We start from the raw sequence: 8,970 nt of genomic DNA, 5'->3' as shown, positions 1-8,970 counted from the left end.
TTAATGATTGTCCTTTCATCAACTGTTCGAGCGCCTTATCGCGCATCTGTTCGAATTCCGTCTTTTCCATGTTCTGTCTTAAAGTTAAAACTTTTAGACAGAGTTCATTTTACAGTCTCTGATTTATTACGAAACGACCCCAATATTTATTCTTAACAGAAATTCATCCATTTCAATCTCACCATTGATCTCACCAATTAACTCTGGAACAAGCCTCAAATCCATAGCTTGTACTTCTTGACAAATGTATTCTCTATTGGCAATCACTGCACTTGCTAACAATTCATTATTATTTTCAAGTGCAATCTCTATTTTATCCGTCACTTCAAACCCGCTATCTTTACGCAGATTCTGAACGCGGTTTACAAAGTCGCGGGCGATACCTTCCAGGCGAAGTTCATCTGTCACGGTGATATCCAACGCCACGGTTAATCCGTTTTCACTTGCAACCAACCAGCCTGGAACATCCTCGGTATAAATTTCAACTTCGTCAATCAAAATCGCGGCTACCGGTTGAAGGTCAGTGATTAAATACTGTCCGTCTTTTTCCAGTTGCATGATCTCGTTGTTGTCCCAAAGCTTGATCTTTTCCGCCACAGCCTGCATATCCTTGCCAAACTTTTTACCTAAAACCTTAAAGTTTGGTTTCGCTCTTTTATGGAAAAATCCGTCGTTATCGTTGATGGCGTCAACATCTTTCACATTAACTTCTGACAGGATAATCGAAGCAACCTGATGGATCTGACGACTTGTTTTTTCTGTTAAAGCCGGGATCAATACTTTTGAAAGTGGCTGACGTACTTTTAATTTATGTTTTTTACGGATCGAATGAACTAGCGAGCTGATCGACTGAGCCATTTCCATCGCTTCTTCCAGATCCAGGTCGATGTCGCTATACTCAACAACCGGCCAATGTGTAAGGTGTACCGAGTCGTATTTTAAGTGGGAATTCGCTTTGATCGATTCTTCTCTTATTCCGTCCGTCAGGCTTTTGTACAACCATTCAGCAAAGAAAGGAGCGATTGGCGACATCAACTGAGAAACCGTTACCAAACAATGTTGTAAAGTTTCGTAAGCTGCCTTTTTATCTTCCGTTAATCCGGCATTTTCACTGGATGGATTCCAGAAACGGCGGCGATTCAAACGGATATACCAGTTTGAAAGCTGATCTGTTACGAAATCCTGCACCAAACGGCCCGCTTTTGTCGGGTTGTAATCGTCAAACTGCTCGCCAACCTCTTTGATCAACGTATTCAGTTTTGATAAAATCCAGCGGTCCAGCTCTGTTCTGCTTTCAACAGGAACTGCTGTGGCTTCATGGAAATTATAGCCGTCCAGGTTTGCGTAAAGGGCAAAGAAGTTATAAGTGTTCAGCAAAGTTCCAAAAAACTTACGCTGCACTTCCTGGATTCCGTCGATATTGAATTTCAGGTTATCCCATGGCTCGGCATTGGTGATCATGTACCAGCGCGTCGCATCAGGACCGTATTTCCCCAAAGTCTCGAATGGATCCACGGCGTTTCCAAGACGTTTTGACATCTTGTTTCCGTTTTTATCCAAAACCAAACCGGTAGAAACGACATTTTTAAATGCTACCGAATCAAATAACATGCCCGCAATCGCATGAAGCGTGAAGAACCAGCCACGTGTCTGGTCAACACCTTCCGAGATGAAATCCGCCGGATAACTTTCGTTGAAAATTTCGTGATTTTCAAAAGGATAATGCCATTGTGCATAAGGCATCGCACCCGAGTCAAACCAAACGTCAATCAGATCCGGCTCGCGGAACATGACGTTGCCTTGTGATGAAACAAAATAGATATTGTCAACATAAGGACGGTGCAGATCGAAATCTCCGTCGCCCAGTTTTGCAAGATAGGTTTTGTTGCTTTCCGCCTGTTCTGAGGACAATTTACCGGAAGCATTCGCTTTTTCAAGCAACCGTTTCAGCTCGCTGATCGCGCCTACACAAACTTCTTCTCCATCCTCACTGCGCCAGATCGGAAGCGGGGTACCCCAGTAACGAGAACGTGATAAGTTCCAGTCAACCAGGTTTTCCAGCCAGTTTCCGAAACGACCCGTTCCGGTACTTTCTGGTTTCCAGTTGATGGTTTTGTTCAGTTCAACCAGCTTATCCTTCATCGCCGTGGTCTTGATAAACCAGCTATCCAGCGGATAGTATAATACCGGTTTATCCGTACGCCAGCAATGCGGATACGTGTGCTCGTATTTTTCAACTTTAAAAGCTTTGCCTTCCTCTTTCAGTCTGATAGCGATCAACACATCCGTTGCACGGAATTCCGGATCAGCCTGTTCTTCCGCGGAGTAATATTCAGGTTTAACGAAACGGTCTGCATAGTCTGTGATTTCTTTCACAAAACGTCCGCGACGGTCAACGATCGGTACTTCTTTGCCGTTTTCATCTTTCACCATAATGGCAGGGATTCCATTGGCATGAGCAACCCGGAAGTCGTCCGCCCCAAAAGTTGGCGAAGTATGCACAACGCCTGTTCCGTCCTCTGTCGTTACGAAATCACCGATGATCACCCGGAAAGCAGGTTTGTCAGGCTGAACGTAAGGCATCAGTTGCTCATATTCAACACCTTCCAGATCTTTTCCTTTGAATTCCTTCAAGACAGTCCACGGCAATAGTTTCTTATCGCTCGCCGCATAACCCTCAAAGTCTCCGTCTTCACCTTTTTCGGTAAAATATTTTCCAACCAAATCCTTAGCCAGAACCACTTCAACCGGTTCGTAGGTATAAGGATTGAAGGTTTTTACCAATACGTACGTAATGTTAGCCCCAACCGTCAACGCTGAGTTTGCAGGCAAAGTCCATGGTGTTGTCGTCCAGGCCAATATGCGCAGATCAACCAAGCCGGTAACATCTGCAAAAACAGGATAACTTTCCACTGTTTTTACCTTAAACATCGCCACAATCGTCGTGTCTTTCACGTCTTTGTACGTGCCAGGCATGTTCAACTCGTGCGACGAAAGGCCCGTTCCGGCAGCTGGTGAATAGGGCTGAATGGTGTAGCCTTTATATAGCAATCCTTTGTCGTACAGTTTTTTAAGTAAGCTCCAAAGGCTTTCGATGTAATTATTTTCGTAGGTTACGTATGGATTTTCAAGATCCACCCAGTAGCCCATTTTTTCTGTAAGATCATTCCACTGATCCGTAAATTTCATGACCGTCTGGCGGCATCTTTCATTGTATTCTTCTACGGAAATTGTTTTTCCGATATCGTCTTTTGTAATGCCAAGTTCTTTTTCAACCTGTAATTCAACTGGCAGGCCGTGCGTATCCCAGCCACCTTTACGCTTAACCTGAAAGCCCTGAAGTGTTTTGTAACGACAGAAAATATCCTTAATCGAACGTGCCATCACGTGGTGAATACCCGGAGTTCCGTTAGCGGAAGGCGGGCCTTCATAAAAAGTAAATGAGGGAGAACCTTCACGCGTATCAACCGACGCTTCAAATATTCTATTGTCTTTCCAGAATTTCAGTATATCATCACCAATTTGTGGATAACTGAGGTTTTTATACTCTTTGTAGTTCATATTGGCTGTTAGCTGCCAGCGGTTGGCTGTCAGCTTCGTTATTTGGCACTTTCTAAATTTTCAGACCGCAAATTTACGGATTTTTTGGGTGAAAGGGAAAGAGACAGGATAATGATTGCCGTGTTGAACTTGTAATATTGTAAAAATCGGAGAAAGTAATAGCTGATAAGCCGATCCATAGGGGTATTGATGTTGTCCGGAATGTAAAATCCGGCGCTAAGAAAATGACTGTTTTGAATAAATAGAAGGGGAATGAAATAATTGTTCCGCCCTGATAATACTTTCGAAAATGTGCTTTTCAGTAATAGAAACGCAGATTTACACTATATTGCCACTCGAAACAACCTAGATCGAAAATTAGATGAAACTATATCAACGACTTCTGGAAGCGAATAAAGAATGGGCAGTTAAAAAACTGGAACTGGATGAGCATTATTTTGACAGACTTTCCGCAGATCAAAAACCTGATTTTCTTTGGATTGGCTGTTCCGATAGCCGCGTGCCTGCTGAGGAACTAACAGGTGCACGTCCCGGCGATATGTTTGTGCATAGAAATGTTGCGAACCTTGTTGTCAGCACGGATATGAATATGTTAAGTGTACTCCAGTATGCTGTTGAAGTTTTAAAAGTAAGACATATTCTGGTTGTCGGTCACTACGGCTGTGGCGGTGTGAAGGCAGCTATGACGCATCAGGACCTTGGATTGATCAATAAATGGCTGCGCAATATTAAAGATGTTTATCAAAAACACGCGGTTGAACTGGATGCCATTGAGGATGAAACTGCACGTACCAACCGATTGGTTGAGCTTAATGTAGTGGAGCAGGTGAACAACCTTTTAAAAACAACCATTATTCAGAAGGCATGGAACCGTGGTCAAAAGCTGGATTTGCATGGCTGGGTGTTTGGCCTTAATAATGGAATCATCAAGCCGATCGTTGACATGCCGGCAGGTACCGAAATTACGGATATCTATCGATATGACTTTGAATAAATAAAAAATGGCGCAGAATGTAAATCCTGCGCCATTTTTATTTGAGATTTGAACCTCTGTTATTTCTGATAAACCCTAACATAGTCGATTTCGTAACGGGCCGGGAATTCAGTTTTTGAAGGATCGCCACCATTATCGCCGCCAACGGCCATCCCGACTAAAATGTAGTGTGGCTGTCGGAAAGGGTTCTTATGCGGGTCTTTCGCATTATAGGTTTTTTCGAGATCAATGGAGTTCATCAAAAGATCATCTACATAAAGCCTGATGCTTTTTTCGTCCCAATCCATTCGCCAGATGTGAAATTTACTGGACCATTCCGGATCGTTAAATTCTGAAACCGGCTTTTTTACGGTACTCCAAATCCCTTTCCATTTTTCCATAGAACCCCACACCGCATTGGCGAGAATTGTACCGCGGTAATATTCCATAATATCTATTTCGCCATTTTCAGGCCATTCGCCCTTATTGCCTAGTGTCCAGAAAGCCGGCCACATCCCCGATCGTGTATCTATTTTGGCTTTCATTTCAAAACGTCCATATTGAAAATGCTGCAAACCCTGCGTAATCATACTGGCAGAAGTGTAATGCGCAGTGGGGCGTTCTTCTTTCCAGTTTTTGCTTCCCGCAACATAATTTGGGTTTTTAACCTCCTCTTTACGCGCCTCGATGATCAGCATGCCGTTTTTGCAATAGGCGTTGTCTTCCTGAAACCACTGGAATTCGTGATTGCGAACAAAACCTTTTTCAGCCTTCCAGTTGCTTGCGTTTGGCTTGCCGTCCCTGTCAAATTCATCGGACCACACCAATTTCCATTGCGCCTGCGATGAAATGCTAAGCAGCAGAAAGAGAATGGAAATAACAAATGCGGGATTTATTTTCATATATTATACTATTTTACCTTATTGTAAGAGCGAATTTTTTGTGAAAAACATTACGGGTTATAACCTAAAGACTACAAATGTTGTTGTACCAATAACTTATGTAAACATTTCCCTGGATGTGATTTGAATTTAGTAACTGGACAGTGCATGAATAAGATTGTTGTTTTAGCTCAGAAGGCAGGTTTGGATGGTTTTTTACTTGCGTTGATTGGTATGATCGGGCTGGCCTATGTTTGGCCGTATCCGGGAATGAAAACGAGCCCGGTTCCGCTGAATGAAATTGCTACCTATGGCGTTTCTGTTGTTTTCTTTTTTTACGGACTTCGTCTTAGTCCCGAGAAACTAAAAGCGGGCCTGACCAACTGGCGCCTGCACGCCATGATCCATATTTCCACATTTGTTTTCTTCCCGCTTATTGCCCTCGCTTGCCGCCCGCTTTTCGGCGGTTCAGAAAATGAAATGTTATGGTTGTCGATCTTTTTTTTGACGACACTGCCTTCAACCGTTTCGTCTGCCGTTGTGATGGTTTCGATCGCGCATGGTAATATTCCGGCCGCGATTTTTAACGCCAGCATATCGAGTTTATTGGGAGTTTTTATCACGCCGCTCTGGATGGGTCTTGTGCTGGATACTGCTTCCGGGCATTTTGATTTGATGGGAGTAGTCGGAAAACTGTCTTTGCAAGTAGTATTACCGGTTGGTCTGGGATTGCTGTTAAACAAGTCCTGGGGAGATTTTGCGGAAAGGAACAAAAAGAAGATCCGGTATTTTGATCAGTCGACTATTTTACTGATTGTATATACTTCCTTTTGCGAGTCTTTCGGCGAACATTTATTTAGTGGATTTGAAATTAAAGATATCGTACTTTTAGGAATAGGAATGCTGGTGCTGTTCTTCCTGATCTTTTTAATGCTGAGATTTTTTAGTCGTTTATTGCATTTTAGTAGGGAAGATGAGATAACAGCAGTATTTTGTGGCTCAAAGAAATCTCTGATTCAAGGTGCTGTCATGTCCAAAGTTCTTTTTTCAGGCGCGTCTTATGCCGGTGTAATATTGCTGCCGATAATGCTCTACCACGCGTTGCAGCTTATCGCTGCGAGTGTACTGGCGCAACGGATGGCGAGAAAGAATGCGGAAATTGCAGAGGCCCGGTGAATTTTGTGTCAGAGCTGTTTTTCATTTAAAAGCGTATTATGCGATTGATTCCTTTCATCCTGCGATTGATTTTGTTTGTACTTATTCTGGCAGGACTAAAATCGATATGGGATAATTTCAGTACCGGAAACTGGATTCCGGACTGGGTTTCGGGAAAAGATAGAACCGAAACGGTTCATACCCTGGTATTGCAGGAAATGACCGCCATGGGTAAACTGGAACTGGTAAAGTATAATTTTAAGGATGTCGTGGAACAGGAAGTGGTAAAAACGTGGCTGCCGAATGCAAAAGCGGTTTTGATCGTGCAGGGGGAGGCGATCGGTTGTGTGGATTTAACTAAAATACAGATTGCGGATATCACATCCGAACAGGAAATTTTGGTGGTAAATATGCCGGAACCGGAGCTATGCGTTTTTAAAATTGACCATGAACGTTCCAAAGTTTACAATACCGAATATGCTTTTATGGAGGAAGGGAAATTGGTAAACGAAGCATATTTGCAAGCCGAAAAACAGATTCAGAAATCGGCGCTGGATATGGGGATTCTGGATCAGACAAAAGAAAATGCGACAAAAATATTAACCCCAATGCTGGAAAAAGCCTCCGGCAAAAAGGTAATGCTTAAATTTCCAATGCGTGCCAAAATAGATAAATTACGTTAACCATAACTTTCCTATGCCCGTTAAAGGTTTTCTCACACAAGAGGATTTTGAAAAAAAAGTTGAGCTTGAAGAATTGGAAACAGTGATCGTAGCTTTTACGGATCATTACGGCAGGCTGATGGGGAAGCGGGTGGATGCGGATTATTTTATCGACAGTGTGCTGAAATCCGGTACACATGGCTGTGATTATTTGCTTACAACTGATATGGAAATGGAGCCCGTGCCGGGTTATACCTATGCGAATTGGGAACTGGGTTACGGAGATTTTCACATGGTTCCTGAGCTGTCAACATTGCGTATAGCCGATTGGCTTGAAAAAACAGCGTTGGTTATTTGTGATGTTTTTGATGAAAAAACACACGCACCTGTGCCGGTTGCACCACGCTCTATATTGAACAAACAGCTGGAAAATGCGGCAGGTTTTGATAATCTGAAATGTTTTGCGGCCTCTGAACTGGAATATTATCTGCTTGAAAATACTTACAAAGACGCTTTTCAAAAACATTACCAGGATTTAACGCCGGCTGGATATTACCTGGAAGATTATCACATTCTTCAGGGAACGCGAAATGAAAAATATACTTCGGCGGTTCGTCGTCACTTGAAAAACTCAGGCGTTCCGATTGAAACTTCAAAAGGTGAATGGGGGCTGGGGCAGCATGAATTAAATGTCCGCTACGCAGAGGCACTCCCGATGGCCGATAACCATGTGATCTATAAACAATGCATGAAGGAAGTGGCTGATGCCATGGGTTTTTCGGTCACTTTTATGGCGAAATTTGCGACGGGACAAGCGGGTTCCAGCAGTCACATTCATATGAGTTTGTGGAAAGACGGAAAAAATGCGTTTGCCGGGGATCAGCAGTTTGGTCCGGTGAAAGGTTCAGATATTTTTCGCTGGTTTTTAGGAGGCTGGATTAAACATGTGCCGGACGTTATGCCATTTTACGCACCTACGGTTAATTCTTACAAACGTTTCGTTGACGGATCATGGGCTCCAACGCGTTTGGCGTGGAGTTATGATAATAGGACGGCCGGATTCAGGGTTGTAGGACAAGGACCAAGTTTACGGATTGAGTGCCGGATTCCCGGTGCGGATTGTAATCCATATCTTGCTTTCGCGGCTTCATTGGCGTCGGGTTTGGCAGGAATAAAGAATAAAATCGAACCTCCGGAATGTTTTGTCGGGGATATATATGCCGCAGCGCATTTGCCGAGAGTTCCGTATACTCTGGCAGAAGCAACCGCTATTTTTGAACAAAGCGAATTTGCAAAAGAGACGTTCGGAAAGGATGTGGTGGAGCATTACACCCATTTTTTCAAAACAGAGCAGCATGCATACGACATGTCGGTAACGGACTGGGAACGGAAACGGTATTTTGAACGGATTTGACGATTTTTAGTCACATGGTAGCTGACTGTTTTTGGTAAATTTAATAAGAATTGAAGCGGACAACAGGCGACTCCTAAGGAGTCAGGCGGGTGGTTGAGCAAGTCCATTGCTATAAACAGGATGCTCCTAAAGGAGCGTGATAGAGAATATAGGATGTTTTTAATTAGCTGTTTTATTTGGATGCTCGGAGCTACGCAGTGGCTACCTGTTTGTAGGAAAGGTTCAGATGTATCAATGTATTTGGCTCCGTAGGAGCCTCCTTTTGGTCGACGCTTGGGAAGGAAATAGGATAAAAATTTGAAGGGCCGGAAAGAGGCGACTCCT

At 43.4% G+C, this 8,970-nt stretch carries 6 protein-coding genes; 4 read left to right on the top strand and 2 right to left on the bottom strand.

Annotation, left to right across the window (positions count from 1 at the left end):
* Positions 1-126: 126 nt before the first annotated feature.
* Positions 127-3,561: an isoleucine--tRNA ligase gene (gene ileS / locus RB622_RS14820; protein ID WP_308047347.1), complete on the bottom strand. Its 3,435-nt coding sequence runs from the start codon at positions 3,559-3,561 to the stop codon at positions 127-129.
* Between the two features lie 361 nt (positions 3,562-3,922).
* Between ileS and can the strand changes: the two genes are divergently transcribed.
* Positions 3,923-4,555 (top strand): carbonate dehydratase, encoded by a 633-nt coding sequence (can, locus tag RB622_RS14815; protein WP_308047346.1) that lies wholly within the window; start codon positions 3,923-3,925, stop codon positions 4,553-4,555.
* A 59-nt stretch (positions 4,556-4,614) separates the two neighbouring features.
* Here can and RB622_RS14810 read toward each other — a convergent pair whose 3' ends face one another.
* On the bottom strand, positions 4,615-5,436 hold the full coding sequence (locus RB622_RS14810) for a glycoside hydrolase family 16 protein (protein ID WP_308047345.1): 822 nt from the start codon (positions 5,434-5,436) through the stop codon (positions 4,615-4,617).
* 147 nt (positions 5,437-5,583) lie between these two features.
* On the opposite strand from RB622_RS14810, the gene RB622_RS14805 reads away from it, so the two are divergent.
* The 3 genes from RB622_RS14805 to RB622_RS14795 are packed head-to-tail and all read left to right on the top strand — an operon-like array spanning position 5,584 to position 8,646.
* A complete protein-coding gene (locus tag RB622_RS14805) occupies positions 5,584-6,591 on the top strand; it encodes a bile acid:sodium symporter family protein (protein ID WP_308047344.1) in 1,008 nt (335 codons plus the stop codon).
* 38 nt (positions 6,592-6,629) lie between these two features.
* Complete coding sequence (locus tag RB622_RS14800; protein ID WP_308047343.1) at positions 6,630-7,253, top strand: DUF4230 domain-containing protein; 624 nt, start codon at positions 6,630-6,632, stop codon at positions 7,251-7,253.
* A 13-nt stretch (positions 7,254-7,266) separates the two neighbouring features.
* Positions 7,267-8,646, top strand: a complete 1,380-nt coding sequence (locus RB622_RS14795; RefSeq protein WP_308047342.1) for a glutamine synthetase family protein — start codon at positions 7,267-7,269, stop codon at positions 8,644-8,646.
* The last annotated feature ends 324 nt before the right edge of the window (positions 8,647-8,970 follow it).

This window comes from Dyadobacter sp. LHD-138, assembly GCF_030929615.1.
Lineage (GTDB): Bacteria > Bacteroidota > Bacteroidia > Cytophagales > Spirosomataceae > Dyadobacter.
This window is presented reverse-complemented; position numbering and strand designations above follow the sequence as displayed.

Coding starts and splice junctions, on each gene's coding strand:
- ileS (WP_308047347.1), bottom strand. CDS start 3,561: ATGAACTACAAAGAGTATAAAAACCTCAGTTATCCACAAATTGGTGAT.
- can (WP_308047346.1), top strand. CDS start 3,923: ATGAAACTATATCAACGACTTCTGGAAGCGAATAAAGAATGGGCAGTT.
- RB622_RS14810 (WP_308047345.1), bottom strand. CDS start 5,436: ATGAAAATAAATCCCGCATTTGTTATTTCCATTCTCTTTCTGCTGCTT.
- RB622_RS14805 (WP_308047344.1), top strand. CDS start 5,584: ATGAATAAGATTGTTGTTTTAGCTCAGAAGGCAGGTTTGGATGGTTTT.
- RB622_RS14800 (WP_308047343.1), top strand. CDS start 6,630: ATGCGATTGATTCCTTTCATCCTGCGATTGATTTTGTTTGTACTTATT.
- RB622_RS14795 (WP_308047342.1), top strand. CDS start 7,267: ATGCCCGTTAAAGGTTTTCTCACACAAGAGGATTTTGAAAAAAAAGTT.